23 protein-coding genes and 1 pseudogene are annotated in these 26,083 nt (G+C 71.7%); 11 read left to right on the top strand and 13 right to left on the bottom strand.

Annotated elements, in window-relative coordinates:
- Positions 1-73: 73 nt before the first annotated feature.
- Positions 74-1,273: a non-homologous end-joining DNA ligase gene (gene ligD / locus ACBR40_RS18800; protein ID WP_344211789.1), complete on the bottom strand. Its 1,200-nt coding sequence runs from the start codon at positions 1,271-1,273 to the stop codon at positions 74-76.
- A gap of 107 nt (positions 1,274-1,380) precedes the next feature.
- Positions 1,381-2,121, bottom strand: coding sequence for a crotonase/enoyl-CoA hydratase family protein (locus tag ACBR40_RS18795; RefSeq protein WP_371249549.1), 741 nt, complete (start codon positions 2,119-2,121; stop codon positions 1,381-1,383).
- Positions 2,122-2,214: 93 nt separating this feature from the next.
- On the opposite strand from ACBR40_RS18795, the gene ACBR40_RS18790 reads away from it, so the two are divergent.
- Positions 2,215-3,099: a hypothetical protein gene (locus tag ACBR40_RS18790; protein ID WP_371249548.1), complete on the top strand. Its 885-nt coding sequence runs from the start codon at positions 2,215-2,217 to the stop codon at positions 3,097-3,099.
- Positions 3,100-3,191: 92 nt separating this feature from the next.
- On the opposite strand, the gene ACBR40_RS18785 is transcribed toward ACBR40_RS18790, so the two are convergent.
- Positions 3,192-4,889, bottom strand: a complete 1,698-nt coding sequence (locus ACBR40_RS18785; protein ID WP_371249547.1) for an acyl-CoA dehydrogenase family protein — start codon at positions 4,887-4,889, stop codon at positions 3,192-3,194.
- 31 nt (positions 4,890-4,920) lie between these two features.
- Between ACBR40_RS18785 and ACBR40_RS18780 the strand changes: the two genes are divergently transcribed.
- Positions 4,921-5,640, top strand: a complete 720-nt coding sequence (locus ACBR40_RS18780) for a PaaX family transcriptional regulator C-terminal domain-containing protein (RefSeq protein WP_371249546.1) — start codon at positions 4,921-4,923, stop codon at positions 5,638-5,640.
- An 18-nt stretch (positions 5,641-5,658) separates the two neighbouring features.
- Here ACBR40_RS18780 and ACBR40_RS18775 read toward each other — a convergent pair whose 3' ends face one another.
- Both ACBR40_RS18775 and ACBR40_RS18770 read right to left on the bottom strand, forming a co-directional pair.
- Positions 5,659-6,672, bottom strand: coding sequence for a hypothetical protein (locus tag ACBR40_RS18775; RefSeq protein WP_371249545.1), 1,014 nt, complete (start codon positions 6,670-6,672; stop codon positions 5,659-5,661).
- A gap of 78 nt (positions 6,673-6,750) precedes the next feature.
- Positions 6,751-8,148: a glutamate--cysteine ligase gene (locus ACBR40_RS18770; RefSeq protein WP_364444742.1), complete on the bottom strand. Its 1,398-nt coding sequence runs from the start codon at positions 8,146-8,148 to the stop codon at positions 6,751-6,753.
- A gap of 89 nt (positions 8,149-8,237) precedes the next feature.
- On the opposite strand from ACBR40_RS18770, the gene ACBR40_RS18765 reads away from it, so the two are divergent.
- Positions 8,238-9,275 carry a zinc-dependent alcohol dehydrogenase family protein gene (locus ACBR40_RS18765; RefSeq protein ID WP_371249544.1) on the top strand — a complete coding sequence of 346 codons (1,038 nt, stop codon included), beginning with the start codon at positions 8,238-8,240 and terminating at the stop codon, positions 9,273-9,275.
- Here ACBR40_RS18765 and ACBR40_RS18760 read toward each other — a convergent pair.
- A complete protein-coding gene (locus ACBR40_RS18760) occupies positions 9,253-9,729 on the bottom strand; it encodes a carboxymuconolactone decarboxylase family protein (RefSeq protein ID WP_371249543.1) in 477 nt (158 codons plus the stop codon). The genes ACBR40_RS18765 and ACBR40_RS18760 overlap by 23 nt on opposite strands.
- Positions 9,730-9,818: 89 nt before the next feature.
- On the opposite strand from ACBR40_RS18760, the gene ACBR40_RS18755 reads away from it, so the two are divergent.
- The 5 genes from ACBR40_RS18755 (at position 9,819) to ACBR40_RS18735 (ending at position 16,388) form a co-directional block, all read left to right on the top strand.
- Positions 9,819-10,787 carry an aldo/keto reductase gene (locus tag ACBR40_RS18755; RefSeq protein ID WP_371249542.1) on the top strand — a complete coding sequence of 323 codons (969 nt, stop codon included), beginning with the start codon at positions 9,819-9,821 and terminating at the stop codon, positions 10,785-10,787.
- A 40-nt stretch (positions 10,788-10,827) separates the two neighbouring features.
- Complete coding sequence (gene polX, locus ACBR40_RS18750) at positions 10,828-12,513, top strand: DNA polymerase/3'-5' exonuclease PolX (protein ID WP_371249541.1); 1,686 nt, start codon at positions 10,828-10,830, stop codon at positions 12,511-12,513.
- Between the two features lie 223 nt (positions 12,514-12,736).
- Positions 12,737-13,327, top strand: coding sequence for a TOPRIM nucleotidyl transferase/hydrolase domain-containing protein (locus ACBR40_RS18745; RefSeq protein ID WP_344211811.1), 591 nt, complete (start codon positions 12,737-12,739; stop codon positions 13,325-13,327).
- 221 nt (positions 13,328-13,548) lie between these two features.
- Complete coding sequence (locus tag ACBR40_RS18740) at positions 13,549-14,598, top strand: sulfite oxidase (protein ID WP_364444734.1); 1,050 nt, start codon at positions 13,549-13,551, stop codon at positions 14,596-14,598.
- Between the two features lie 143 nt (positions 14,599-14,741).
- Positions 14,742-16,388, top strand: a complete 1,647-nt coding sequence (locus ACBR40_RS18735; RefSeq protein ID WP_344211815.1) for a wax ester/triacylglycerol synthase family O-acyltransferase — start codon at positions 14,742-14,744, stop codon at positions 16,386-16,388.
- Between the two features lie 240 nt (positions 16,389-16,628).
- On the opposite strand, the pseudogene ACBR40_RS18730 reads toward ACBR40_RS18735, so the two are convergent.
- A pseudogene (locus tag ACBR40_RS18730) lies at positions 16,629-16,766 on the bottom strand (helix-turn-helix domain-containing protein); the annotation flags it as partial.
- A 78-nt stretch (positions 16,767-16,844) separates the two neighbouring features.
- Positions 16,845-17,822 carry an alpha/beta hydrolase gene (locus tag ACBR40_RS18725; RefSeq protein ID WP_371249540.1) on the bottom strand — a complete coding sequence of 326 codons (978 nt, stop codon included), beginning with the start codon at positions 17,820-17,822 and terminating at the stop codon, positions 16,845-16,847.
- Between the two features lie 36 nt (positions 17,823-17,858).
- On the opposite strand from ACBR40_RS18725, the gene ACBR40_RS18720 reads away from it, so the two are divergent.
- The gene (locus ACBR40_RS18720) at positions 17,859-18,794 is read left to right on the top strand and encodes an aldo/keto reductase (RefSeq protein ID WP_344211819.1); all 936 of its coding nucleotides are present in this window, start codon (positions 17,859-17,861) and stop codon (positions 18,792-18,794) included.
- Between the two features lie 53 nt (positions 18,795-18,847).
- Here ACBR40_RS18720 and ACBR40_RS18715 read toward each other — a convergent pair whose 3' ends face one another.
- The gene (locus tag ACBR40_RS18715) at positions 18,848-19,870 is read right to left on the bottom strand and encodes a polyprenyl synthetase family protein (protein ID WP_371249539.1); all 1,023 of its coding nucleotides are present in this window, start codon (positions 19,868-19,870) and stop codon (positions 18,848-18,850) included.
- Between the two features lie 73 nt (positions 19,871-19,943).
- Entirely contained in the window at positions 19,944-20,654 is a 711-nt protein-coding gene (locus ACBR40_RS18710) for a TioE family transcriptional regulator (RefSeq protein WP_371249538.1), read from the bottom strand.
- 72 nt (positions 20,655-20,726) lie between these two features.
- On the opposite strand from ACBR40_RS18710, the gene ACBR40_RS18705 reads away from it, so the two are divergent.
- A complete protein-coding gene (locus ACBR40_RS18705) occupies positions 20,727-21,611 on the top strand; it encodes a phosphotransferase enzyme family protein (RefSeq protein WP_371249537.1) in 885 nt (294 codons plus the stop codon).
- 132 nt (positions 21,612-21,743) lie between these two features.
- On the opposite strand, the gene ACBR40_RS18700 is transcribed toward ACBR40_RS18705, so the two are convergent.
- The 3 genes from ACBR40_RS18700 to ACBR40_RS18690 form a co-directional block, all read right to left on the bottom strand.
- Entirely contained in the window at positions 21,744-23,342 is a 1,599-nt protein-coding gene (locus ACBR40_RS18700; protein ID WP_371249624.1) for a cation acetate symporter, read from the bottom strand.
- Between the two features lie 17 nt (positions 23,343-23,359).
- Positions 23,360-23,689, bottom strand: a complete 330-nt coding sequence (locus ACBR40_RS18695) for a DUF485 domain-containing protein (protein WP_371249536.1) — start codon at positions 23,687-23,689, stop codon at positions 23,360-23,362.
- Positions 23,690-23,792: 103 nt separating this feature from the next.
- Entirely contained in the window at positions 23,793-25,013 is a 1,221-nt protein-coding gene (locus tag ACBR40_RS18690) for a PLP-dependent aspartate aminotransferase family protein (RefSeq protein ID WP_371249535.1), read from the bottom strand.
- A gap of 26 nt (positions 25,014-25,039) precedes the next feature.
- Between ACBR40_RS18690 and ACBR40_RS18685 the strand changes: the two genes are divergently transcribed.
- Positions 25,040-26,035, top strand: a complete 996-nt coding sequence (locus ACBR40_RS18685) for a LacI family DNA-binding transcriptional regulator (protein ID WP_371249534.1) — start codon at positions 25,040-25,042, stop codon at positions 26,033-26,035.
- The last annotated feature ends 48 nt before the right edge of the window (positions 26,036-26,083 follow it).

The following is a 26,083-nucleotide window of genomic DNA, read 5'->3' as shown; positions in this document are numbered from 1 at the left end:
CGGGACGCCTTCAGCCACGCGAGGGACGCCCCCGACCGTACTCGGGACGCCCTCAACCGCACGGGCGACGGCCTCAACCGCCCCCGCTCGTGCGGCCCCAAGGGTCGTAGTCGACCTCCAGGGGCTCCTGCTCCGGCCGCTCCCCCTCGGGCACGTTGTGCAGGTTGACCCGGATCCGATACCAGACGCTGCTGCGCCCGCGCATGCCGTCGACCAGCACATCGGCGGGCTCCAGCCGGGCCGCCGCCTCCGGATGCCTGGCCTTCCAGCGTTCGAGACCGGCCAGGGCCTCGTCCTTGTGCTCGGCCCGCGCGATCTCGATGACCGGCTTCGTCTGCTGCCTGCGCCCCTCGCCCTTGGGCGGCTTGGGCGCGGGCCCCAGCTCCTCGGCCAGCTCCAGCAGCCCGTCGAGGGTGCCCGGGTGCAGGTCGAGGTCCTCCCAGGGGTCGCCGCGCTCGACCAGCCGCCTGGGCACGGTCTCGATCGTGAACAGCTCCGGCCGGCAGTCCGGCACCTCGTCCCAGGTCAGGGGCGTGGACACGCGTGCGTCGGCCACGGCACGCACCGAGTAGGCGGAGGCCACGGTGCGGTCGTAGGCGTTCTGGTTGAAGTCGACGAACACGCCGTGCCGCTCCTCCTTCCACCAGCGGCTCGTGGCCAGGTCGGGGGCGCGCCGCTCGACCTCCCGGGCCACCGTCTCGGCCGCCTTGCGGACCTTCGCGAACGGCCAGCGCCGCTCGATCCTGGCGTAGACGTGGAAGCCACGCGATCCGGACGTCTTCGGCCAGGCCACGAGCCCGTGGTCGGCCAGCACCTCACGCGCCACCTCGGCGGTCCGCAACACGTCCGACCACGGCACGCCGGGCACGGGGTCGAGGTCGATGCGCAGCTCGTCGGGGCGGGACAGGTCGTCGGCGCGTACGGGATGGGGGTTGAGATCGACACAGCCGAGGTTGACCACCCACAGCACCTGCGCCAGGTCGGTGCAGACGACCTCCTCCGCGCTCAGCCCCGAGCGGTACTTCAGCGCGGCCACCTCGATCCAGTCGGGCCGCTTGGCCGGCGCCCGTTTCTGGAAGAACGCCTCCTCCTCGATGCCGTGCACGAACCGCTTGAGCACCATCGGCCGCCCGTGCACGCCCCGCAGCGCCGCCTCGCCGACGGCCTGGTAGTAGCGGATCAGGTCGAGCTTGGTGTGCCCGCTCCGCGGGAAGACCACCTTGTCGGGGCTGGTGATGCGCACTTCGCGGCCGGCAACCTCGATCTCAGGCATGACCTCACGATACGTTCCGCCTCCGACAATCAGCGGCCCCGCCTGCCGTGTCAGCAGCGCCCGTCTCAGAAGCGCCGTTCTCATAGCCGTTCCTAGAAGCGCCGTTCTCAGAAGCGGCCGTGACGGCCCGCGCCCCCGGCGAAGCGCGCCGCACCGTCCCTGGCACCGGGCAGCGATCTCAGCCCATGCCGCAACTCGTTACGCATGGCCTCCGCCTCACCGAGCCCCTCCTGCTCCAGCACCGAAAGTCGGTCACCGCGCAGGCACGCCTGCGGAAAACGGGCGATCTCACGAGCCAGCTCCTCGGCACACGACCGGCTCTCACCACGCGGGACGACCCGATTGGCCAGCCCCATCTCGTACGCCTCCCGCGCCCCCACCGGCCGCCCGGTGAGGATCATGTCCATGGCGCGGGACGTACCGACGAGCCTCGGCAGCCGCACCGTGCCACCGTCGACGAGCGGCACACCCCACCTGCGGCAGAACACCCCGAACACCGCGTCCTCCTCGGCCACCCGCAGATCGCACCACAGGGCCAGCTCAAGCCCGCCCGCCACCGCGTGACCGGCGACAGCGGCGATGACCGGCTTGCCCAGCCGCATCCTGGTCGGCCCCATGGGCCCGTCGCCCTCCTCACCGACGCGGTTGTCCAGCGCCTTGAGGTCCGCACCCGCGCAGAACGTCCCTCCCTCGCCCCACAACACCGCCACGTCGGCATCGGACTCCTCGAACCCGCGAAAGGCGTCCGCGAGCGCGCCGGCGGTCTCGCGATCGACGGCGTTACGCGCCTCCGGCCGACTGATCACCACCGTGGTGACCGACCCCTGGCGCTCCACACGTACGGTCATCAGGCCCTCCTCAAGATTGGTTGTGGTCACCCACCGTGTTGGTCATGTCACAATGAGTCCATGCCATCCCCCCCACACGACGCACTCACCCAGATGTTCACCGAACAGCCAGAGTTGGCGGTGCGGATCCTGCGCGACCACATGGGCGTTCCCCTCCCCGACACGCCCTTGGTCCGCCAGGAGGAGCGCACCTTCAACACCCGGTCCTCGGACGACTTCGACGCCGATGTGGTCCTCAGTCTGGGGCCGCACACCTCTCCCCTGCACGCCGTCATCATCGAAGTCCAGCAGGACAAATCCAAGGAACCGAAACAGCTCTCCCGGTACGCCGCCGCACTGTGGTTGCTCATGAAGTGCGACGTGACGGTCCTGATCGTCTGCCCCGACCGCGCCGCTGCCAAGTATTACGCGCAGCCGATCGACAGCGGGCTGACCGGCTACCGACTCCAGGCCCAGGTTCTGGGACCTGACGACATTCCGGTCATCACCGACGCCACGCAGGCCGCCGCCAACATGGCACTGGCGGTCATGTCGGTGATGGTGCACGGCAAGCAGCGGAAGGTGGTGGAGGCGTTCACGACCGCGCTGAACGACACGGCCACTGATTACGCTTCGAAGTACACTGAATACGCGTACAGCATGTCCTCGTTCGAGATCCGATGCCTGCTGGAGGAACTCATGGCGTCCACGTCCTGGCCGGTGTACAGCCCCTTCGCCCGCGAGCACTACGGCCGCGGCCTCGAAGAAGGCAAGGCAGAGGGCAAGGCGGAAGGCCGGGCGGAAGGCCAGGCCGAGGGCAAGGCTCGGGAGGCGGCGAAGCTGGTGCTGTTGTTCCTCTCCGCGCGGGGGCTCGACATCACCGAGGACGTCCGGGCCCGCATCACCGACTGCACGGACGTCGAGACGCTCGAAGCCTGGGCCGCGCGTGCGGCGACCGTGCAGACGGCCGACGAGTTGTTCGACGAGTCCGGCCAGTAGCTTCCTCCGTCAGAAGGGTCGGCTCGTCCTCGGGCCGGCCCAGAGGCGGTGCGGTCCCGGAGTGTTTCGGCCGGGACCGGCACATTCGCCCGTCAGCAAGTGAAGGCTCCCGCGACCAGTGCGTCATAGGGGTCCTCGGCGGGGGCGTCGAGGCCGCGCAGGGGGCCGTGGTCGGCCAGGTGGGCGTCGGCGTACAGGCGGGCGACCAGCGACTTGCGGCCGTCGTCCAGGCCCCAGCCGGCCTGTTCCTCCAGCAGGGCGGCGGCGTAGACGTCGGCCATGAACTGCGCCAGCGGGTACAGCCGGGCCTCGGCCACGGCGGGCTCCAGGGCGGCCCAGGCGGTGATCGCCTTGGTGAGGTCGTCGATGCGGGTGTGCACCAGGTCGGAGGTGGCGGCGGCTCGCAGGCGGTCGAGGAAGGGCAGGTGGGCCTGTTCCTTGGCCATGGCGCGGCGTACGTCCAGGCAGAGGATGTGGTCGCCGCCTTCCCAGATCGGGTTGACCTGGGCGTCGCGCAGCAGGCGGGCGACCGGCCACTGCTCGATGTAGCCGTTGCCGCCGTGCACCTCGACGGCGTCGCTCGCGGCGGTGAGGCCCAGGCGGGAGGCGCGCAGCTTGACCAGTGCCGGGGCGAGCCGCAGGCGGGGTCCGAGGTGGCCGTCGAAGACGAGTGCCTGCGCGGCTTCCACCTCGACGACGAGTTCGGCCAGCTTGCGGCGCATCAGCGGCTGCTCGGCGAGCGGGCGGCCGAACGCCTCGCGGGCGCGGGCGTAGCAGATCGACTCGACCAGCGCCCGGCGGGCCACGCCGAGGCCCATCATGGCGACGCCGAGCCGTGAGCCGTTGGTGAGCTTCATCATGGTGCCGAGCCCGGAGCCCGAGCCGCCCGACGTGGCCGCGTCCTGTGCGCGGCCGTCGCCGTCCGGGCGGTCCATGAGCAGGAACGCCTCCGCGTCCGCGAACTCGACCTCGCCCGACGCCACCGACCGGGTGCCGAGCTTGTCCTTGAGCCGCCGGATGCGTACGCCGTTGCGGCTCCCGTCCCGCCGCTCCCACAGCACGAGGAACGGCGCCACCGTTCCTTCGGGCAGCCGGGCGAGCACCACGAACGCCGAGCCGTTGGCGTTGGAGGCGAACCACTTGAAGCCGGTCAGCAGCCAGGCGTCGCCGGCGGGGACGGCCGCGGCCTCCAGGGCGGCGAGGTCGGAGCCGCCGGTCCGCTCGGTGAGCATCTGGGCGGCCTCGCCGGAGTAGTAGCCGTTGGCGAAGATCTCCCGTACGCGGTCGCGGACGTCCTCGGGGGCGTGCTTCTCGGCGAGTTGCACCACCATGTCGCCGCCCGTGCCGAGCGCGCAGCCCATCCCGATGTCGGCCTGGTCGAGCAGGTACGTCCACGCGGCGGCGAGCGCGGACGGGTTCGCCCCGTTGGCCCTGGCCTGCTGGGCGAAGGCGGGGGAGGTGAAGTTGTCGGCCATGAGCGCCTGCCGGGCGGCGTGGAACGACGGCGGCATGACGACCTCGCTGACGTCCCTGCCCCACTTGTCGTACTTCTCCAGGCGCGGCGGGTTGCGGTCGGTCTCCTCCGCCCAGGCGGCGACAGGGCCGCCCATGAGCGCGCCGAGCCGGTCGAGGTGCGGCTCGGCCCAGGCGTAGCCGTCGCCCAGGTGGCGTCGCATGAGCAGGTGCAGCGTGGGATCGCAGGCCCACCAGTTGCGCCCGGCCGCGCCCTGGTAGCGCTCGGTCGCGTAACGGTCGCTGCGGTCGAAGGGTTCGATGAGATAGCGCCCCATATCTGCGAGTGTTACATATACTCGACACGCGATGGAAGAGCGTAATACGTTGAGCGCCCGCTCGGCCGTGCTGAGCGCGCTGCTGGGCAGCCATCCCCCGCGCCTGCCGGCCCGGCACCTCGTCCGCATCGGCGCGCTGTTCGGGGTCGCGGAGGGCACCGTACGGGTGGCGCTGTCCCGCATGGTGGCGGCGGGCGACCTCGTGCAGGAGAACGGCTTCTACACGCTCTCGCCACGGCTGATCGAGCGGCAGGCCCGCCAGGACGAGAGCCGCGACCCCCACATCAGGCCCTGGGACGGCACGTGGGAGGTGGCGGTGGTCACCGCCGAGCGGCGCGCCCCCGCCGACCGGGCCGCGCTGCGGCACGCGATGACCACGCTGCGCCTGGCCGAGCTGCGCGAGGGCACCTGGATGCGGCCGGCCAACCTGGTGCGTTCCGGCTGGCCGGAGGTCGTCACGGCCCAGTGCACGCTCATCGACGGACGTCCGCACGGCGATCCCACTCCCCTGCTGTGGGATCTCGACGGCTGGGCGGCCGAGGCCCGCCGTCTGGAGGGGGCGCTGGAGCGGGCGGACGGGCTGGCGGAGGGCTTCCTGGTGTCGGCCGCGGTGCTGCGCCACCTGCTGGCCGATCCGCTGCTGCCGCCGGAGCTGCTGCCGGCGGGCTGGCCGGGCGCGGAGCTGCGGGCCCGCTACGACGCCTTCGACGCCCGCTACCGCGAGGTCCTGCTCCGGCACCTCGCCGGCTGAGCCCGCCTCACCACCGGGTCACAGGGTGACGGCGAAGACGACGCGTTTGCCCTTGAACTCCGTGAGGCTCCACAGCCTGCCGTCCTGCACCGTGAGGTCCTCGGGGCCGATGGGGAACGGTCTGGTCTGGAAATTGCCTGCGCGGTGCACCAGCAGCTTGCCGTTGCGGGCCGAGCCGCCCGTCTGGCTGAGGTACCAGGTGTCGCCCTGGGAGAGCGCGCCCTGGATCTTGGGCTGGCCCATGACGTACGCCTCGGCGGGCTCGCCGCCCGAGAAGGGCAGGTTCCAGCGGGCCACCCGGCCGCCGGGGTCGTCCTCGCGGTACTCGCCGGTGATCAGTTTGCCGGTGCCGCCGCTGCGGTCGAGCGCGACGAAGGAGAAGACCGGGCCGGGGGTCGCGAGCCGCCACATGTCGGTCTGCGGGATGACGTAGCGGTAGCCGAAGGCGTGGAACCTGCCGCCCTGCCGGCCGATGCGGTCGGCGTCGCCGAGGTCGTTCTGGGCGGTGCGCAGGTCGAGGATGCGGCGCAGGTCGAACACGCGCAGGCCGCGCGTCGTGTCGGCCACGTAGAGCAGGTCGCCGTCGATGGCGATGCCGCCCGCGTGGATGTTGATCGGCCCGTACGAGCCGTCCGGCTTGGCCAGCACGAGCAGCGCGTGCCGGTACTTCAGCGTCCGCGGGCTCAGGAACGACACCCGGATGCCGCGCTCGCCGGCCGTGGGCTTGAAGTACCAGCTGACGACGAGCGTGGGCACGCCGATCGCGCCGGAGTCCGTGCTGCCGGTGATCCCCTGCGGGTACCAGTCGACGGTGTCCTGGTCGCCGGCGTCGAAGGCGTACCATTCGGCCGGTCTCGGCTGCATCGGGCCGAGGGCGGCGGTCGCTCCCCTGCGTGCCGCCGCCCGGTTGGCCTGGGCCAGCACCGCCTCGACGGCGGTGGCGCCGATCTCCTCGGCCAGTTTGGCCGCTCCGTCTGCGAGGTCCCCCGTCGCCCTTTTCAGGACGAAAGGTGATTTATCGGTTACTACCATCCCCGTCACCGACATAACTTCCTTCCTTTTCCGTCCTTTTACCCAGTGTGACGGAAACGAAAGGGGGATGGTTGTGACTCAACGCCACATATGCACCGGCAGTCCCGACAGGGCCAGCTCACGATAACGGCGGACCAGCTCCTCGACGTCGCCGCCGAGGCGCTCCAGCGTCTCGCGCTGCCACACCGCGCCCGTACGGCGCAGCCGCGTACGCTGCTCCATGATCTCCAGGGCGCGATCGGCGTCGCTGGGGGCCACCCCCGCGCCCAGCAGCCCTTCGCGCGCCTCGGGCAGCAGCCGGAGAATGAGGTCGGCGGCCTCGTGCTCGCCGTCCCAGCCCGGCCAGGACAGCTTGGCGTCCAGCCCGTGCATGGCGGCGCGGTAGAAGTTCTGGTACGCCTCGGCGAAGCGGTAGCCGGTCAGGTCCCGTTCGGCCTGCGAGAGCGTGAGCCCGATCAGGAACGCGGTGTTCGCGGCCATGTCCGCGCACGAGGGCCCGGCGGGCAGCGCCCGCATCTCGATGCGCAGGTGGCCGCCGTCGGCCGGGTCGTAGACGGGCCGGTTCCACTGCCAGATGGTGCCCTGGTGCAGCCGCAGCTCGGGCACGTCGTGGGGCCCGGCGTCGTCGACGAGGTCGGGCACGATGGGCTCGTAGTCCGCGACGTACCGCTCGAACAGCTCGATCGCGCCCTCGCGCACCCAGTCGGAGCCGAACGTGACCCGCCCGTCCCGCCGTTCGAGCCGCGCCACGTCGCGGTCGTCGGCGGCCTCCTCCATCAGCGCGATGCGGGTCTCCTCCCACTTGCGGGGGCCGAGGAAGATCGGCGAGTTGCCGCAGGCCGCCAGCACCGGCCCGATGGCGAGCTGGGCGGCGTTGAACAGCCGGGCGAAGCGCTCCGGCGGGGTGCGGATGTGCACCTGCCAGGAGGTGTTGGCGCTCTCCAGGATGACGTCCTCGACCGACAGCTCCAGATCGTCGATCTTGACGAGGAACGGCTCCAGCCGCAGCCGCCGCAGGCCCCTGCTCATGGCCCGGTAGCGGTTCTGGTCGCTCATCGCGCCGACCGTGAAGTCCTCGGTCCGCAGCGTGGGCAGGATGCCGATGGGCAGCGCGCCGCCGCCCTCGACCGCCGCGTCCACCTTGGTCACGGTGTCGTGGATCTCGGCGCCCAGCAGCTCGAAGGGCTTGCCCTCCAGCGTCGTGGGGGTCAGGTTCACCTCGAGGTTGTAGCGGCCGAGCTCCAGCACCACGCGGGGGTCGCCGAGGGTCTCACGCACGTCGCTGTTGCGCGGGAGGGGCCGGCCCCGGTCGTCGACGAGGAACAGCTCCAGCTCCGCGCCGATCGTCACCGGCCCCTGACCGAAGCCGGGGGTGTCGAGCAGCTCGCGCAACGTGCCGAGCTGCTCGCGGATGCGCTCTCCGAAGCGGAGGAACTCGTCCTCCGAGAAGCGCTCCTTGTCCAAGTCTTGTCCCATCAGCTCTAACTGTCCCGCCCACCGGATTCCACACCTGTGACAGGGCAGGTGCTTGCGCAGGTCACGGCCGCTCACTCTAAGCTCATGAGATGCGAGCGGTTGCGTTTGACGTCTTCGGGGGCGAGCTCGACATGCGCGAGCTGCCGGATCCGGCCCCCGCCCCGCACGGCGCGGTGATCAGGGTCCTGGCCACGGGGTTGTGCCGGTCCGACTGGCACGGCTGGCAGGGCCACGACCCCGATATCACGGCCCTGCCGCACGTTCCCGGGCACGAGTTCGCCGGCGTCGTCGAGGCCGTCGGCTCCGACGTACGGGGATGGCGGCCGGGCGCGCGCGTGACCGCGCCCTTCGTGTGCGCCTGCGGCACGTGCCCGTCCTGCGCGGCGGGCGAGCAGCAGGTGTGCGAGCGGCAGACGCAGCCGGGCTTCACCCACTGGGGCTCCTTCGCCGAGTACGTCGCGATCGACCACGCCGACGTCAACCTGGTCGCCGTCCCCGAGGACATGGCCTTCGTCACGGCGGCCGGGCTCGGCTGCCGCTTCGCCACCGCCTTCCGCGCCGTCGCCCAGGTGGGCGAGGTACGCCCGGGCGAGTGGGTCGCGGTGCACGGCTGCGGCGGCGTGGGGCTGTCCGCCGTCATGATCGCCACGGCCGCCGGCGCCCGCGTCGTGGCCGTGGACGTCAGCGGCGACGCGCTGCACCTGGCCGAGCTGGCCGGCGCCACGCACTTCGTCAACGCCTCTGCGGGCGACGCGGCGGCCCAGGTGCGCGAGCTGACCAGGGGCGGCGCGCACGTGTCGCTCGACGCGCTGGGCAGCCCGCAGACCTGCGCGGCCTCGGTCGAGAGCCTGCGCCGCCGCGGCCGGCACGTCCAGGTGGGCCTGCTGCCCGGCGGGCCGACCCCGGTGCCGATGGACCGCGTGATCGGCCAGGAGCTGCGGCTGCTCGGCAGCCACGGCATGGCCGCGCACGCCTACCCGCGGATGCTGGAGCTGATCAGGGCCGGGGTGCTCCACCCCGACCAGCTCGTCACCAGGACCATCGGGCTGGCCGACGCGGGCAAGGCCCTCGCCGCGATGGGCTCGGTGCCGGGCGTCACGGTGATCACTCCTCGATCGCCACTCTGAGCGTCCGCAGCACCAGCGCCAGCATCCGGTAGTGGGCGACCAGCATGACCAGCTCGATCCGGCCCTCCTCGTCGTAGCGGTCGCAGAGCGCGGCCCAGGTGGCGTCGGTCAGGTCGCCGCCGTAGTGCAGGTCGTCGGCCACCTGCAGGACGAGCCGGTCCTCGACCGGCCACAGCGCGTCGGGGTGGCGTACGGAGTCGATCTCCAGCTCCGTCAGGCCCGCCTCGCGGCCGAGGCGGGCGTGGTGGGCCCACTCGTAGGCGCTGCGGCTGTGGTAGGCCGTGCGCAGGATGGCCAGCTCGCGGTCGCGGGCCGGCAGCGTGCCGTCGAGCAGCGCGCCGCCGAAACCGAGCCAGGCCCGGTAGAGCTTCGGGTGGCGGGCGATGGTGGCGAAGACGTTGTAGGGATTGGCCCTGATGAAGCCGTCCCACTCCTCGGGAGGCAGGGGCCGCACGCGGGGTTCCATCCTCGCAGCATCCCCCGGATCGGGGAACAGGTCGACAGGGCGGAAACCCGTACGTTCCGCCCCCTAATGTGAGCGGTATGGATTACACGCGACTGGGTGACACGGGTTTGCAGGTCTCGCGGGTGTGCCTCGGCATGATGAGCTACGGCGACCCCGCCCGCCAGGACTGGGCGCTGCCGCAGGACGAGGCGGAGCCCATCATCCGCCGGGCGGCCGACGCCGGCGTCACGTTCTTCGACACGGCCGACGTCTACAGCCAAGGTGAGAGCGAGGTCGTGACCGGCAACACGCTGCGCGCGATCTTCCCGCGCCGCGAGGACTACGTGCTGGCCACCAAGGTGTACTTCCCGATGAGCCGCCGACCCAATGACGGCGGCCTGTCGCGCAAGCACATCATGGCCGGCATCGACGCCTCGCTGCGCCGGCTCGGCACCGACCACGTCGACCTCTACCAGATCCACCGCTGGGACCCCGAGACGCCCATCGAGGAGACGATGGAGGCGCTGCACGACGTGGTCCGGGCGGGCAAGGCGCGCTACCTCGGCGCGTCCAGCATGTGGGCGTGGCAGTTCGCCAAGGCCCAGCACGTGGCCGAGCTCAACGGGTGGACGAAGTTCGTGTCGATGCAGCCGCACTACAACCTGCTCTACAGGGAGGAGGAGCGGGAGATGCTGCCGCTCTGCCTCGACCAGGGCGTGGGCGTGATCCCGTGGAGCCCGCTCGCGCGCGGGGTGCTGGCCAGGGCGGGCGGGGCGGCCTCGACCGCCCGGGCCGGCTCCGACACCCGCATCGAGTCCCTGTACGACCCGGAGAACGACAAGGTCATCGTGGACCGCGTGGCGCGGGTGGCCACCGACCGGGGGCTGCCGGCCGCGCAGGTCGCCCTGGCCTGGCTGCTGCACCAGCCCGCGGTCACCGCGCCGATCGTCGGGGCCACCAAGGACCGGCACGTGGACGACGCGGTGGCGGCGGTGGACGTACGGCTGTCGGAGGAGGAGCTGGCGTTCCTGGCGGAGCCGTACCGGCCGCGTGAGGTGCGGTTCTGACCTCCCCGGATTGTCGGTGCGGGCCTCTAGGGTTAGGGGCATGCGGGCAAATGAGGAGGCGGCGTCGGCGCTGCAGGAATACGCGGAGCTGTTCGCGCTCTGCGGCGGCGACGCCTTCCGGGTGCGGAGCTACCAGAAGGCGGCCAAGGCCATCGCCGGGTTCCCCGAGGACATCTCGGTGGTCGACGTGCGCTCGGTGCCCGGGGTGGGCGAGGCGATCGCCAAGAAGATGGAGGAGTTCCTCCAGCGGGGCAGCTTCCGGCAGCTCGACGACCTGCGGGGGCGGGTGCCCGAGGGCGTGCGGAGGCTGACGCGGGTGCCGAGCCTGGGCCCGAAGACGGCGATCATGCTGTTCGAGGACTACGGCATCGACTCGACCGACGCGCTGCGCGAGGCCATCGAGGGGGGCCGGCTCAAGGGCGTCAAGGGCCTCGGCCCGAAGACGCTGGCCAACCTGCTGAAGGGCGTCGAGCAGCTGGAGCAGTCCGGCAGGCGGGTGCACATCGGGGTCGCGATGTCGCTGGCCGAGCAGGTGATGGGGTCGCTGAGCGCCGAGCGCATCGCCTACGCGGGGTCGCTGCGGCGGATGAAGGACACGATCGGCGACATCGACATCCTGGCGGTCGCACCCGAGTCGATCATGGAGGAGTTCCGCGCGCAGCCCTACGTCGCGGAGGTCATCGCGGCCGGCGACAAGAAGACGTCGATCCGCACCACGTCCGGCGTCCAGGTCGACCTGCGGCGCATCCCGGCCGGCTCGTGGGGCGCGGCCCTCCAATACTTCACCGGCTCCAAGGAGCACAACGTGGCCATCAGGGAGATGGCGGTGAAGAAGGGGTGGAAGCTGTCGGAATACGGCCTGTTCGAGGGCGAGCGGGTGATCGCGGCCGAGTCGGAGGAGGAGATCTACCACGCGCTCGGCATGCAGTACGTCCCGCCGCCGATGCGGGAGGACGGCGGCGAGGTCAAGGCGGCGCTGCGGGGCGAGCTGCCGGCGCTGGTGGAGCTGGCCGACCTCAAGGGCGACCTGCACACGCACACCGACCTCACCGACGGCATCGCCTCGCTGGAGGACATGGTGGCCGCCGGGCACGCCCGCGGCTACGCCTACTACGCGGTGACCGACCACGCGCCCGACCTGTCGATGCAGCGGATGACGCTGGACAAGGCGCTGGAGCAGCGGGAGCGGCTGTCCCGGCTGCAGGAGAAATATCCGGACATGCGGCTGCTGCACGGCTCCGAGCTCAACATCGCCCCCGACGGGTCGGTCGACTGGCCGGGAGAGGTGCTGCGGGACTTCGACGTGTGCGTGGCGTCGGTCCACTCGCATTTCGGCATGTCACGGGACGAGATGACACGCCGGTTCATCGCCGCCTGCGAGAACCCATACGTGGACGTCATCGGCCACCCGACCACCCGCAAGATCGGCAAACGGGAGCCGGTGGACGCCGACTGGGACGCCGTCTTCCGCGCGGCGGCGCGCACGGGCACCGCGATGGAGATCGACTCCTATCCCGACCGCTCCGACCTGCCGGCCGACCTGGTGCGGCTGGCCAAGCACCACGGGGTGAAGTTCTCCATCGACAGCGACTCGCACGCGATCCCGCACCTGGCGCACCAGCGCTTCGGCGTCGGGATCGCGCAACGGGCCTGGCTGACGCCGGACGACGTCATCAACACCTGGCCGCTCGAACGCCTCCTGGCTTTCCTGGGGCGTTCCCGGTGACAGGCGTGAAAGGGTAATAAGGGCCCGGGTGGGCGGGGAGCTCCCATGTGTGGTCCTCCTCTCCCCGCTTAGCCTGCTCCAGAAATCCGGACATAACACCATAAAGCTGGTGTCCATGACCCATTTTTGACCAGAATCGGACGGGCTCCACCCTCTCGGCCTCGCTTGGGAACGGCCGCAAAAGCGGATGAACAACGTCGGGGTCGGGTGAAAGGGTGGGCTCGTGAGCGAGACGCGAACCGTGGTCCTGGTCGAGGGCGCCAGCGACAAGGCGGCGTTCGAGGTGCTGGCCCGGCGCCATGAGCGGGATCTGGCGGCCGAGGGCATCTCCCTCGTGGCGATGGGCGGCGCCACGAACATCGGCACGTACGTCGCCCGATTCGGCCCCGCCGGGCTCGGCCTGCGGCTGGCCGGCCTGTGCGACGCCGGGGAGGAGGACGACTACCGGCGCAGCCTCGAACGCGCCGGCCTCGGCTCCGGCCTCGACCGGGACGGCCTGGAGGCGCTGGGGTTCTTCACCTGCGTCGCCGACCTGGAGGACGAGCTGATCAGGGCGCTCGGCACCGACGCGGTCGAAGAGGTCATCGAGGCCGAGGGCGAGCTGGGGTCGTTCCGCACGCTCCAGCGGCAGCCGGCCTGGCGCGAGGGCTCCACGCACGACCAGTTGCGCCGGTTCATGGGGGCGGGCAGCGGCCGGAAGATCCGCTACTCCGGCCTGCTCGTCGCGGCGCTCGAACTCGACCGCGTGCCACGGCCGCTGGACCTGCTGCTGGCCCACGTCCTGAGCGACAGGCCGAGCCCGCTCGCCGGGTGAGCCCCCGGCCGCGCCCGGGTAGGGCCAGAGCGTCACGGTCCGGGTAGGGCCAGAGCGTCACGGTCCGGGTAGGGCCGGAGCGTCACGGTAGAGCCGTCGCGCTCCCCCTGGGGAGTGCGACGGTGAGGGCTTGTTCCGGTAAAGGATCGCGACGGAAGCCGACGTGAGGAGATTAAATGGTTTACAGGTAGGGAATACCGAGTAGCGAGGTGACAGCAGTCATGAGGAACGCCACGGCGAGCATCCTGAAGCCCCTGCCCGGCCACCTGTTCAGGGTGCGCGGCGAGAACGCCGAGATGCGGTGGGAGGCCATGTCGGGGCAGGGATACCACACCCCGATCGACCGGTTCTTCGTCCGCAACCACACGGGCACACCGCTCATCGACGCCGCGACCTGGCGGCTGCGCCTGCACGGCCCCGGCCTGCGATGTCCGCGCGCGTTCGGCTACGAGGAGCTGCGCGCCATGCCGTCGCGGACGTACGACGTGGCGATCGAGTGCGCCGGCAACGGACGCCGCTTCTACGGCCGCCAGCAGCACGACCCCGCGCCGGGCACCCAGTGGGGGCTGGGCGCGATCGGGGTGGCGCGCTGGCGCGGCGTGCCGCTGAAGCACCTGCTCAAGGAGGCCGGCGTACGGCCCGAGGCGGTGGACGTGCTCCCGTCGGGACTGGACGACCCGTTCGAGGACTACGGGCACGTACGCCGCCCGCTGCCCATCGCCAAGGCCATGGACGACGTGCTCGTGGCGTACGAGATGAACGGCGAGCCCCTGCCCCCCGACCACGGATTCCCCGCCCGGCTGGTGGTGCCGGGATGGGTGGGAATCGCGTCCATCAAATGGCTCGGCGACATAGAGGTGTCCACGAGCACCCTGCTGAGTCCCTGGAACACCGTGTTCTACCCCGATGTCACCGTTCAGCCGGTGAAAAGCGCGTTCGAACTGCCGTGGAACGCGCGGCTGGCGATCAGCGGCGTCCCCCTGGTGCTGCACGGGCGGTCCTGGTCGGGGCAGGGCCGGATCACCCGGGTCGAGGTCAGCTTCGACGGCGGCGACACCTGGCGCGCGGCCGCGCTGCACGGAAGTCACCTGGTCAGCGCCTGGTCGCAGTGGCACGTCACCTGGGCGCCCCGGCGGCCGGGCCGCTATGTGCTCATGGCCAGGGCGACCGACGAGACGGGCGCCACGCAGCCGCTCGCCATCCCCCGGCACCCGTTCGGCTACCACTTCAATGCTGTGGTGCAACACCCTGTTGAGGTTGTTCTTGGCTAGATAAATGTCACGGATAGCTGCTGAGCTGGCCATTTTCTCACAGCTTGCGCGAAGCGGACCGATTCCTCTGAAACACTCTCCCGGAAACCTTGCGGAAATCCGCTCGTGTGATGCTGCTCGTACGACGGCAGAAAGGAGAGCAGATGCGCCAGCTCACCGCGCTCGACGCCCAGTTCCTCAACGTCGAGACCGCGACCACCGCCGCGCACGTGGCCGGACTGGCGATCCTGGACTCCGGCGAGGGCGCCGTCAACCGGGACGCGCTGGCGGACCTGCTGCTCGACCGCCTGCACCTGTCCCCCGCTCTGAGCCTCCGGCTGGCGGAGGTGCCTCTGGGGCTCGACCGCCCGTACTGGACGCAGGATCTCGACTTCGACATCGCCAACCACCTGTTCGAGCTGACGCTGCCGCAGCCGGGCAGCGACTGGCAGCTCGCCGAGGTGGTCGCGGAGCTGCACGCCCGCCGGTTGGACCGCTCCCATCCGCTGTGGGAGATGCACCTCATCCACGGGCTGCCGGAGGGGCGGGTGGCCGTCTACACGAAGGTGCACCACGCCGCCATCGACGGCGTCTCCGGCGCCGAGACCCTGGCCACCCTCCTCGACCTCACCCCCGACGGCCACCTCGTGAGGCGTCAGGAAGCCGCGCCCCCCACGGGCCCGTCCAAGTGCGGGGTGGGCCGCGAAGGCGGGGACGGGACGTCGCGGGAGGTCGCCGCGGGTCGCGGGCCCGGGGTGGTGGGCATGCTGGCGGGGGCGGCGGCGCGGTCGGTGACGCAGCCGGTGCGGACGGTGGGGTCGGCGGTCAGGATGGCCGGGGACATGGACGCCATCCCGCTGGCGTCGCGGCTGCCCGGCGCGAAGGCGATCGCGAGGGCCGCGCGGGCCGTGACCGGGCAGCGGCGGGACCGGCCCGAGCTGCCGAGCCTGGCGGCTCCGCGCACGCCGTTCAACGGGCCGATCAGCGCCCGGCGGCACGTCTCGTTCGGGTCGCTGTCGCTCAAGGACGTCAAGAACGTCGCCAAGGCCAACGCCCTCAGCGTCAACGACGTCGTCATGACCCTGTGCACGTCGGCCCTGCGCGCCTGGCTGTCCGAGCGCGGCGCGCTGCCGGAGGAGCCGCTGGTGGTGGCGGTGCCGGTCGCGGTGCGCAAGCACGGTGCCAAGGAAGCGGCGGGCAACCAGATCTCGGCCATGATCGCCCCGATGCCCACCGACGTGCCCGACGCGCGGGAGCGGCTGCGGCTGGTGGGGGCGACGATGCGGCGGGCGAAGCGCAGGTTCGCGCTGGCCCCGGCGACCTGGCTGCAGGAGCTGTGCTCGCTGCTGCCCGCCCCGGTGACGGCGCTGGCCACGCCGGCGGTGTTCCGGCTGACGGGCAGGCTGGCGGACATGGCGCTGCCGCCGGTCAACCTGATCATCAGCAACGTGCCGGGGCCGCAGTTCCCGTTGTACCTGTGCGGGGGCAGGGTGCTGTCCTACTACCCGATGTCCGTCCTGACGGACATGAGCGGCGGGCTGAGCATCACCTGCTTCTCCTACGACGGCATGCTGGACTTCGGCGTGGTCGCCTGCCCGGAGCGCGTGGACGACGTCTGGAGCCTGGTGCGGCACCTGCGCGAGGCGCTGGAGGAGCTGCTAGACGAGCGCGTGGGCGACGAGTTCCGCGACGGCGTCGGGGTCGATCTGGTGTCCTGTGAGCTGCCACAGGTTCTCCTGGTAGATGAGGACGGCGGCGAACATGGCCGCCGCGACCTCCAGCCGCGCCGCGTCACCGCGGGCCCCGGGTAGCGCCAGCTCCAGCGCGAACCGGGCACGCCGGACGAGCTCGCCGTTGAGGCGGCCGAGCCGCTCCTTGACCGAGCCGTGCGTGTCGGCCTCGCGGAACAGGATGCGCCGCATCGCCGGGGAGGCGCGCAGCGGCAGCGCGCGGGCGAGCCGGGCGAGGGTGCCCGCCGGGTCGCCCGGCACCGCGTCGACGTCGCGCCCCTCCTCGATGTGGGTGCGTTCGTCGATCAGCGCGACCAGTACGTCGATCTTGCGCGGGAAGTAGTCGGAGACGATCCCTCCGGGCACCCTGGCGAGCTTGGCGATGACAGCCGTCGGTGTGGCCTCGTAGCCGGATCCCGCGAACAGCTCCTCCGCCGCGTCAAGGATGCGCGTGCGCACGTCACCCGTCACCACAGCACGAAGATTAGCGGCACCGCCGCGCCGTCGTCACGCCCTCTCCGGCCCCTGTGAGCGGGCTCACCGCGCGCCGATCGCGGACACCAGCATCGGGTAGGCGCGGTGCAGCTCACGCTGCCAGTACATGTGGTTGTGCCCGCCACGGTAGAAGTGCGTGCGCACCGGGATGCCGAGGTCGTCGAGGCGGGCGGCGAAGGAGCGGGCGGCGCGGTTGGCCAGGTCCTCTACCAGGTCGCCCTCGCCGGCGGCCACGTACAGCTCGACGCCCTTCAGCTTCTCCGCCAGGTCGTACGGGTTGTGCGCCCGCCACACCTGCCGCTGCTCCTCCGGGTCGCCCCAGACGCGCTTCCAGTCGGTGCCGAAGCAGCCGACCGTCGTGCCGGCCATCACGGCCTGGGGGACGCCGGGGGCGGTGATGTTCACGGCGCCGCTGAAGGAGGCGGCCGCCTTGAACAGGCCCTTGGCCGCGTACAGCATCGCGCCCTGGCCGCCCATCGAGTAGCCGGCGATCGCGCGGTCCCGGCCGGCCCGGTAGCGGGATTCGAGGAGGGGGAGCAGCTCGCGCAGGTGGTAGGTCTCCCAGCGGGGCGGGCCGCCGTGGCCGCCGTTCCACCAGTCGGAGTAGCTGCCGCACTTGCCGCCGTCCGGCATGACGACCATGACGCCGGTGTCGCGGGTGAGCGCGGCCACGTCGGTCCTGGCCGTCCAGGAGGTGTGGTCGTCGAGCCCGCCGTGCAGCAGCCAGAGCACGGGCCAGTCGCGGCGGGACTCCCAGCCGTCCGGGAGGAGCAGGCGCACTTTGGTGGTCTCGTCCCCGAGTGCCGGGGAGCGGATCGTGAGCTCCAGCCTGCGCTCGTCGAGGCGCCGCTCGTCGACGACCTCGGCCGCCGGTGACGGGCTGGGGGTTACGGACGCGGGAGCGGTGGTTTCCGGGCCTGCCCTTTGCGCGCCGCGGGGCAGCAGCACGACCAGCCCGAGCAGGAACAGACCGCCGGCGACCACCGCGCCGACCAGGCATCCACGTAATCGGGGCGCCATCCGGGCCTCCTTGTCGGATCGTCGGATAATAGCGGGATGAGATCGATAGGCACCACGGACCTGTCCGTTTTCCCGATAGCACTCGGCACGAACGTCTTCGGCTGGACGGCCGACAAGGAGGCCTCGTTCGCCGTGCTCAACGCCTACGTCGAGGGCGGCGGCAACTTCATCGACACCGCCGACGTCTACCCGTCCTGGGTGACCGGCGAGTCCACGTCCGAGATGATCATCGGTGAGTGGCTGGCGGAGCGGCGCATCCGCGACTCCGTCGTCCTCGCCACCAAGGTCGGCATGCTGGAGGGGCTGCGCGGCCTGGCTCCGGCGACCATCCGCACCGCGGTCGAGGACTCGCTGCGGCGGCTCCGCACCGACTACATCGACCTCTACTGGGCGCACGTGGACGACCACGACACGCCGCTGATCGAGACCCTGTCCACGTTCGACGACCTGGTGCGCGAGGGCAAGGTGCGCTACGTCGGCGCGTCCAACCACACGGCGCGGCGGCTCGCCGAGGCGGTCGAGCTGTCCGACAAGGAAGGACTCGTCAGGTACGTCGCCCTGCAGCAGGAGTACAACCTGGTGGAGCGCGGCTACGAGGGCGAGCTGCGGGACGTCGTGGCGCGGGAAGGGCTGGCCAGCACCCCGTACTTCGGGCTCGCGCGCGGCTTCCTGACCGGCAAGTACGCGCCCGGCGTGACCGTGGAGAGCCCGCGGGCCGCGTCGGCGGCCGAATACCTCGCCACCGAGCACGGGCAGCGCACGCTGCGGGCGCTCGCCGAGGTGGCCGACGCGCGGGGCGTGCAGCAGGCGTCGGTCGCGCTGGCCTGGCTCGCGGCGCAGCCGACGGTGGTGGCGCCGATCTCCAGCGCGCGCGACGTCGCGCAGCTGGGGGCGCTGATGGCGGCGGCCGAGCTGGAGCTGAGCGGCGAGGAGCTCGCCCTTCTGGACGAGGCCTCCCGCCCGGCGGGCTGACCGTACCCGCCGGGCCGCCGGTGGTCAGACCGTACCCGCCGGGCCGCCGGTGGTCAGTGAGTGCGGTTGACCAGGGACTCGCACAGGGCGCGCAGGTCCGCCGCCCCGGGAAGGTGCGCGTCCAGGAGGTGGAGAGCCCCGGAGAGGTGGCGGGCGGCCAGCGTGCCGGCGGCGGCGCGCCCGCCCGCCTCCTCGACCAGCCGGGCCGCCGTCCGCACCGCGTCCTCGTCCTCCAGTCCCGCGGCCAGGACGGCCGACAGCTCGCGGGCGGCCGTCCCGCCCGCGGCGAGCGCGCACAGCACGGGGAGCGTCTTCTTCTCGCGCCGCAGGTCGCTGTGCACGGGTTTGCCGGTGACGGCCGGATCGCCCCAGATGCCGAGCACGTCGTCGGCGACCTGGAAGGCCACTCCCAGGTCGCGCCCCATCCGGCCCATCGCGTCGGCGGTCTGCCGCGACGCCCCGCCGAGCGTGACGCCGAGCGCCGCGGCGGCCCCGAGCAGGCTGCCGGTCTTGCCGGCCGCCATCTGCGTGTACTCCTCGACGGTGACCGCGTGGGGCCCGCGCCAGGGTCGGTTCTCGAAGGCCATGTCGGCGCTCTGCCCGTGGACGAGCTCCGTGAGGGCCGCCGACAGCAGCCGCATCGCCTCCGGGGCGGCGGCGAGCTGGGCGACGGCCAGGGCCAGCAGCGCGTCGCCGGTCAGCAGGGCGGGCCCTGGTCCGTACGCCTTCCAGAGGGTCTCGCGGTGCCTGCGCCGTTCGTCGTGGTCGATGATGTCGTCGTGCGCCAGGGAGAACGCGTGCACCAGCTCCACCGCCACCGCCCCGGGCAGCGCGGCGGCCGCGTCGGCGCCCACGGCCTCGGCGGCGAGCAGGACGATGGCCGGGCGCACACCCTTGCCGCCGTCCCCGGTCTGGGGGCGGCCGTCCGCGTCGGACCAGCCGAGCGCGAACCCGGCCATCCGCGAGCTCCACGGGTGCAGGCCGGCGACGGCCTCGCGGAGCGCGGGTTCGAGCAGTCCGCGGCAGCGTTCCATGGCGGCGGTGGCGCCGGCGGCCGGGGGTCGGCTGACGTTCAACTGGTGCTCCTCCCCCGGTCCGATGCCCTTCCAGGACCCTATGCCAAAAGTGACTAACGACGCGTAGCGGTCCTCACGTGGGCGGGGACAGGTACGCGTGCAGCTCGGCGGCGGCCGACAGCATGGCGCGGCCACGGGCCGAGAGGCGGTCGCGCCAGCCGTCCAGGGCGTCCCGCAGGGGCTCGACGCCGCCGGCGGCGCGCACCTGCTCGATGAGCGGGGCGATCTGCTCCAGCAGGTAGCCGCCGCGCCTGAGCTGGTGCGCGAGCCGGGCGTCGCGGACGTCGGCGGCCGAGTAGACGCGGTAGCCGGTCTGCGGGTCGCGGCGCGGGCGGACCAGCCCGGCCCGCTCCCACTTGCGCAACGTGGCGGGGCGCAGCCCGAGCCGGCGGGCCAGAGGGCCGATGAACGTCGCGTCCGGCCCGTGCTCCCCATCGGGGGAAGAGGTGAGGTCGGTCAGGGCGCGTTCCACCGCTTCCAGGGTGCGGCGGTCGTCCAGGAGCTGGGCGTGGCTCTCGTCGACGCGCCGCAGCGCCTCCTCGACCGCGCCCTCGTTGACGGCCCGCATGATCGCGGTGGCCGTCGCGTGCCCGTGGGCGGGCACCAGGGCGAGGAACGCCCGCAACGCCTGGGCGTGCCGGGGCGTGTAGGCGCGGTAGCCGGCGGCCGTCCGGTCCGCGGGCGGCAGGATGCCCGCCTCCTCGTAGTTGCGTACGGCCTGGGTGGACAGCCCGTGCGCGCGCGCCAGGTCGACCGGCCGCAGCCGACGCCCGTCTCGTGACACCGCCGCTCCTCGCCAGAATCCTGCATGAAAAGTCCGACGATACCGCCGGACGACGGCGGGTAGGCTGGCGGGATGATCTTCGTCACGACGCCCCTCACCCGGGAGATCCGTGAAGCCGTGGCTTCGGCCTGGGGTGTCACGGGAGAGGGTGAGCGGTTGCACGGCGGAGAGGAGTCCGCCGCCTACCGGCTCGACGGGCACGTCGTCCGCGTCGGCCCCGCGTGGCGGAGCGCCGCCGAGTCGGAGTGGTGCCACGCGGTCGCCCGGCACGCCGCCGCCGGCCTGCCCGAGGCCGTCGCCCCGCTGCCGACCGCCGGCGGCGCGACGGTCGTCGTGGTGGAGGGCCGCCCGATCTCCTGCTGGCCGTACGTCGAGGGCGCCTGGCCGGACTCCGACCTCCCGGCCCAGCGCGCGGCCGGCGCCCGTCTGCTCGCCAGGCTGCACAGGTCCCTGGCCGGCTGCCGTCCCGGCCCGCGCCCGGTGCCCGCCTTCCAGGAGTCCGGCCTGTACGGCGAACCGCCCCAGGACGCCACCGAGCTGGACGACCCCGGCCTGGACCGCTGGCTGCGCGCCTTCCACGCCGCCCACCCCGTCCGCCACCCCCTGCACGGCGACTACTACACCGGCAACACCCTGGCCAGGGACGGCCGGATCGTGGCCGTTCTCGACTGGGACGAGAGCTTCGTCGGCGCCCCTGAGCTGGAGCTGGCCGCCGCCGCCCTGGAGTGGGGCGACGACGTGAAAGGGCCGAGCGCGGAGTTCGTGGCCGCCTACCACGAGGAGGGCGGCACGGCGGCCCGCCTGGACGAGGAGTCGATCGCCCAGCTCGTCAGGCACAAGCTGCGCAGGGAGCACGCCTACTTCCGCAAGGCCGCCCGCTCAGGGGTGGCGCACGACGAGGAGGACGTCGAGTACCACCGCGTCCGGGTGGAGCTGTTCCACCGGCTGCGCCCCTGACGGCGGCGGCACGCGAGAAGGGCCCGGCCTCGTCACCGAGACCGGGCCCTTCGGTGCGGAAGGCGCCCGGGCGGGGGTGGGCGCCTTCCGCGGAGAGGCGCCCTCAGGGCAGGAGGCGCCTCACGCTCGCGGTCAGTGCGGGTCGGCCTTCTCCGCGCCGACGCCGGTCAGGGAGCGGACCTCGATCTCGGCGTACTTGGCCTCGTTGTGCTCCTTGCTCAGGATCGTGCCGAGCCAGCCGCACAGGAAGCCGATCGGGATCGACACGATGCCCGGGTTGCTCAGCGGGAACCAGTGGAAGTCCACATCCTTGAACAACGCCGTCGGGGCGCCGGAGACCACCGGCGAGAAGATCACCAGCAGGAGGGCGGAGACCAGGCCGCCGTAGATGGCCGACACCGCGCCGGCCGTGTTGAAGCGCCGCCAGAACAGGCTGTAGAGGATGGCGGGCAGGTTGCCCGAGGCCGCGACCGCGAAGGCCAGGGCCACCAGGAACGCCACGTTCTGCTTCTGGGCGAGGATGCCGAGACCGATCGCGACGGCGCCGATGACGAAGGCCGAGACGCGGGCCACCATGACCTCCTGCCGCTCGCTGGCCTGGCCGCGCTTGAAGACGTGCGCGTACAGGTCGTGGGCGAAGCTGGAGGAGGAGGCCAGGGTGAGGCCGGCGACCACGGCCAGGATCGTGGCGAAGGCCACCGCTCCGATGAACGCGAGCAGGATCGTGCCGCCGACCGAGCCGAAGATCTCCTCGCCGATCTTCTGGGCCAGCATCGGCGCGGCCGTGTTGCCCGCCGCGTCGCCCTCGGTGATCGCCGTCTTGCCGACCAGGGCCGCCGCGCCGAAGCCGAGGACCAGGGTGAGCAGGTAGAAGACGCCGATGATGCCGATGCCCCACAGGACGGACTTGCGGGCGTCCTTGGCGGTGGGGACCGTGTAGAAGCGGATCAGGATGTGCGGCAGACCGGCCGTGCCCAGCACCAGGGCGAGGCCGAGGCTGATGAGGTCGATCTTGCCGGCCAGGCCCTGCGCCTCGGTGCCGTACTTCAGGCCGGGGCTGAGGAAGGACTCCGGGTTGGCCTTGGGGCCGCTCGTCGCGGCGGCCTCGCCGAGCAGCGCCGAGACGTTGAAGCCGTACTTGCCGAGCACCAGCAGCGTCACCAGCGCGGCGCCACTCATGAGCAGCACGGCCTTGACGATCTGGACCCAGGTGGTGCCCTTCATGCCGCCGAAGACCACGTACACGATCATCAGGGCGCCCACGCCGACGATCGTCCACGCCTTGCCCGCGTCGCCGGTGATGCCGAGCAGCAGGCCGACCAGCGCGCCCGCGCCGACCATCTGGGCCAGCAGGTAGAAGATGCTGACCACGATGGTGGAGACGCCGGCGGCCGTGCGGACCGGGCGCGGGCTCATCCGGAAGGCCAGCACGTCGGCCATGGTGAACTTGCCGGAGTTGCGCATGAGCTCGGCGACCAGCAGCAGCGCGACCAGCCAGGCCACCAGGAACCCGATCGAGTACAGGAACCCGTCGTAGCCGGACAGCGCGATGATGCCCGCGATGCCGAGGAAGGAGGCGGCCGACATGTAGTCGCCGCCGATCGCCAGGCCGTTCTGCACGCCGCTGAACGAGCGGCCGCCCGCGTAGTAGTCGGCCGCCGTCTTGGTCTGGCGGCTCGCCCAGAAGGTGATCGCCAGCGTCGCGGCGACGAAGATGAGGAAGAGGATCATCCCCAGGGTGGTGGAGCTCACTTCGTCTTCTCCTCCACCTCGTGGCGCAGCTTGTCGGCGATGGGATCGAGTTTCTTCTCGGCGTGCCTGGAGTAGGCCCACGCGATCAGGAACGTGGACACGAACTGCAGCAACCCGAAGATCAACCCGATGTTGATGTCGCCGAGGACCTTGGTGGCCATGAACCCGCGCGCCCAGCCCGACATCACGACGTAGAGCAGGTACCACACGAGGAACGCCACGGTCATGGGGAACGTCCAGGCCCGGAAGCGGCGTTTCAGCTCCTGGAACTCACTGCTCTCCCGAACGGTTTCATAGACCGATGCGTCATGTTCTTGAGTCGTCACGAGACCTCCACTGTGATGCGGATCACGCTCAACGTAAGAGCGCAACGTACCCCGCGTGGAGGTCCCGGAAGGGGTTGTTCGCCGAGCCGCCGCCGAGCGGCGATTAGTTGGGGCGGACCTGCGGTGAAAGGTCCTTCTCGCGCGATGAGCGGTCGGTGATCCCGTTCACCCCCTTCAGCGCCTTCAGTGCCTGGTCGAGATCGTTGATCAGGGTGTCGGCCGGTTCGAGGCCGACGGACAGGCGGACGAGGCCGGCCGGGATGCCCATCGTGGCGCGTACGCTCTCCTCGGTGGACAGGGCGGGGGCGTTGACCAGGCTCTCGAAACCGCCCCAGGACACGCCGATCCTGAAGTGCCGGAGTTTGTCGAGAAAAATCGCGACCTGATCGGTGTCGTCCGTCGCCAGCTCGATGCTGAACAGGCTGGAGAACCCCGACATCTGCCGCAGCGCGACCGCGTGCCCCGGATGCGACGGCAGGCCCGGATGGTTGACCTCCCGCACGGCGGGATGGCCGGCCAGGAACCGCGCCACCGCGAGCCCCCGCTCCTGGTGGGCCGGCATGCGGACGGGCAGAGTGCGCAGCCCCTTGATCACCTTGGCCGCGTCGTGCGGCGACATGGCGGCGCCGTAGAGCTGGTACTCGGTCAGCGCGAGCGGCCTGATGAGCCGGGACGGGCCGATCACGACGCCGCCGACCAGGTCGCTGTGGCCGCCCACGTACTTCGACAGCGAGTGCACCACCAGGTCCACGCCCAGCGTGAGCGGCTTCTGGAACAGCGGCGTGGACCAGGTGTTGTCCATCACCGTCACCAGCCCACGCTCCCGCGCCCAGGCCGCGACCTCGGCGATGTCCACGATCGCGTACGCCATGTAGGAGGGCGACTCGAAGTAGAGTAGGCGCGTCCGCTCCTTGATAGCGCTGTCACACTCCGCGAGGTCGCTCACGTGCGTATGCGTGACCCCGAACTTCTCCAGGTAGCGCAGGAACTGCGTGGTCGGCCCGTAGATCGCGCCCAGCACCAGCACGTGGTCACCGGCCGACACCAGCGACGAGATCGTCGCCGCGATGGCGCCCATCCCCGAGCCGAAACACTTGGCCCGCTCTCCCCGCTCCAGCGCCGCCAGCTTACGCTGGGCGAGATCGACCGTCGGGTTGGTCCCCCGCCAGTAGACGTAGCGCTCGTCCTCGTTCCTGATGGCCTCGCCCAGCTCCCCCGCCGTCGCGAACGTGAACAGCGAGTTCTCGAACACCGGCGGATTGACCGCGCCCAGCGTCCACGGCTCGTCCTCGCCCAACCGGCCACAGATCCATTCGTCATCCATGCATTCGTCATCCATGGGGGCAGAGTATGACAACGCGCAAGCCGACCATGGCCGACGTCGCCAGGCACGCGGGCGTGAGCCTCAAGACCGTCTCCCGGGTGGTCAACCAGGAGCCGCACGTACGGGCCTCGCTGCAGCAGCGGGTGCAGGCGGCCATCAGCGCGCTCGGCTACCGCCGCAACGAGGCCGCCGCCCGGCTGGCGCGGGGCGCGACCATGCTGACGCTCGGCCTGGTCATGGAGAACATCTCCAACGAGTTCTACGCGCGGCTCGCGGCCGCCGTGGAGGCCGCCGCGGCCGAGCACGAGGCGCTGGTCGTCTTCGGCTCGTACGAGGAGAGCCCCGACAAGGAGCGCATGCTCATCGAGTCCATGGCGGCGCGGGGCGTCGACTCGCTCATCGTCGTCCCGTCGGCGGCCGACCACGCATGGCTGGCCGAGCACGCGAGCCTCAGGATGGTGTTCGTGGACCGGCTGCCGCCCGGCCTCGCGACGGCCGACGTGGTCGTGCTCGACGACGAACGCGGCGGGCGGGCCGCGACCGAGCACCTGCTGGCGCGCGGGCACCGGCGGGTCGCGCTGATCTCCGACGACGACGGGCTGAGCTCCGTCCACGAGCGCGCCGCCGGCTACCGCGCCGCTCTCGCGGCGGCCGGGCTGCCGGTGGACGAGGGGCTGGTCGTGCACGGGGTGTTCGACCCCTGCCGGGTCGCGGAGGAGGTGGCGCGGCTGCTCGACCTGGCCGATCCGCCGACCGCGTTCTTCGCCGCCAACAACCGGGCCGCGATCGGGATCCTGCGGGCGCTGCGGGAGCGGCCGGAGCGGCCCGCGTACGTGGGGTTCGACGACTTCGCCCTCGCCGACGTCTTCAGCCCCGGGGTGACGGTCGTCCGCTACGACGTCCCGCTGCTCGCGCGCACGGCCGTGGACCTGCTGCTGCGTCCGGCGGAGGGGGCGGCCCGGCTGGTGAAGCTGCCCGTGGAGCTGGTCCCTCGCGGCTCCGGAGAGCTCCCGCCCTCCTGAACGTCCCGGGGTGGGATTCGGCCGCGTTCTGTCGGCGGTCCTCGCTAG

Source organism: Nonomuraea sp. AD125B, from assembly GCF_041402765.1.
Taxonomy (GTDB): Bacteria; Actinomycetota; Actinomycetes; order Streptosporangiales; family Streptosporangiaceae; genus Nonomuraea; species Nonomuraea bangladeshensis.
Note: the sequence above shows the minus strand (reverse complement) of the source record. Positions and strands in the feature narration are given on the sequence as shown.

What these genes read in the sequence shown, in the direction of transcription:
- ligD (WP_344211789.1), bottom strand. Translation starts at nt 1,273, where the DNA reads ATGCCTGAGATCGAGGTTGCCGGCCGCGAAGTGCGCATCACCAGCCCC.
- ACBR40_RS18795 (WP_371249549.1), bottom strand. Translation starts at nt 2,121, where the DNA reads ATGACCGTACGTGTGGAGCGCCAGGGGTCGGTCACCACGGTGGTGATC.
- ACBR40_RS18790 (WP_371249548.1), top strand. Translation starts at nt 2,215, where the DNA reads ATGTTCACCGAACAGCCAGAGTTGGCGGTGCGGATCCTGCGCGACCAC.
- ACBR40_RS18785 (WP_371249547.1), bottom strand. Translation starts at nt 4,889, where the DNA reads ATGGGGCGCTATCTCATCGAACCCTTCGACCGCAGCGACCGTTACGCG.
- ACBR40_RS18780 (WP_371249546.1), top strand. Translation starts at nt 4,921, where the DNA reads ATGGAAGAGCGTAATACGTTGAGCGCCCGCTCGGCCGTGCTGAGCGCG.
- ACBR40_RS18775 (WP_371249545.1), bottom strand. Translation starts at nt 6,672, where the DNA reads ATGGTAGTAACCGATAAATCACCTTTCGTCCTGAAAAGGGCGACGGGG.
- ACBR40_RS18770 (WP_364444742.1), bottom strand. Translation starts at nt 8,148, where the DNA reads ATGGGACAAGACTTGGACAAGGAGCGCTTCTCGGAGGACGAGTTCCTC.
- ACBR40_RS18765 (WP_371249544.1), top strand. Translation starts at nt 8,238, where the DNA reads ATGCGAGCGGTTGCGTTTGACGTCTTCGGGGGCGAGCTCGACATGCGC.
- ACBR40_RS18755 (WP_371249542.1), top strand. Translation starts at nt 9,819, where the DNA reads ATGGATTACACGCGACTGGGTGACACGGGTTTGCAGGTCTCGCGGGTG.
- polX (WP_371249541.1), top strand. Translation starts at nt 10,828, where the DNA reads ATGCGGGCAAATGAGGAGGCGGCGTCGGCGCTGCAGGAATACGCGGAG.
- ACBR40_RS18740 (WP_364444734.1), top strand. Translation starts at nt 13,549, where the DNA reads ATGAGGAACGCCACGGCGAGCATCCTGAAGCCCCTGCCCGGCCACCTG.
- ACBR40_RS18735 (WP_344211815.1), top strand. Translation starts at nt 14,742, where the DNA reads ATGCGCCAGCTCACCGCGCTCGACGCCCAGTTCCTCAACGTCGAGACC.
- ACBR40_RS18725 (WP_371249540.1), bottom strand. Translation starts at nt 17,822, where the DNA reads ATGGCGCCCCGATTACGTGGATGCCTGGTCGGCGCGGTGGTCGCCGGC.
- ACBR40_RS18720 (WP_344211819.1), top strand. Translation starts at nt 17,859, where the DNA reads ATGAGATCGATAGGCACCACGGACCTGTCCGTTTTCCCGATAGCACTC.
- ACBR40_RS18705 (WP_371249537.1), top strand. Translation starts at nt 20,727, where the DNA reads ATGATCTTCGTCACGACGCCCCTCACCCGGGAGATCCGTGAAGCCGTG.
- ACBR40_RS18700 (WP_371249624.1), bottom strand. Translation starts at nt 23,342, where the DNA reads ATGATCCTCTTCCTCATCTTCGTCGCCGCGACGCTGGCGATCACCTTC.
- ACBR40_RS18690 (WP_371249535.1), bottom strand. Translation starts at nt 25,013, where the DNA reads ATGGATGACGAATGGATCTGTGGCCGGTTGGGCGAGGACGAGCCGTGG.
- ACBR40_RS18685 (WP_371249534.1), top strand. Translation starts at nt 25,040, where the DNA reads ATGACAACGCGCAAGCCGACCATGGCCGACGTCGCCAGGCACGCGGGC.